This is a genomic window from Bacillus sp. 01N45, from assembly GCF_056399205.1.
The window spans coordinates 1-468 of record NZ_JBFTQW010000053.1 but is presented as its reverse complement, the minus strand read 5'-3'; the positions used below and the strand labels follow the sequence as shown (position 1 = coordinate 468).

Genomic DNA, 468 nt, shown 5'->3' with positions numbered 1-468 from the left:
GAGCGTGGCGCCCGGCGGCAGCGGCAGCGTCGCCAACCGCGCGCGGGCACGTCGCAGTGCCGGCAGGTCGTCGTCGAGAAAGGCGATGGTCGCATCCACATAATGGTTCCATCCTTCCGGATCGGCGCCCGCCGGCTTGTACGTCAAGCGCATCAGCGCGCTGGCCGGATCGCGCTGCCCCGCGTAGGCGCGCAGTTGCGCCTCGTGCCAGGCCAACGCTGGGTGGCCGCTTGCCTTGGCCTGGCGCCGGTATGCGGCGAACAGGTCAGCCAGTTCCAACTGGCAGCCGGCGCGCCGGACCAGCGCGTCCCAACCCTCGCCGGGGCCGTGGTCGAATGCTGCCGGAGACATCGCCAGCAGTTGGGCATGATTGTCGAAGCGGCATTCGTCGGCGAACGCCGGCGTGGACGCAGTGGCCAGTGCCAGCGATATCAGGCTGAGGAAACGGCGCATCAGGACGTCCATGTG

The 468-nt window shown here is 69.4% G+C and carries 1 protein-coding gene; it reads right to left on the bottom strand.

Annotation, left to right across the window (positions count from 1 at the left end; genetic code table 11):
* A partial coding sequence (locus AC1DMU_RS29675; protein ID WP_476941700.1) for a hypothetical protein occupies positions 1-468 on the bottom strand: 468 nt, incomplete at both ends.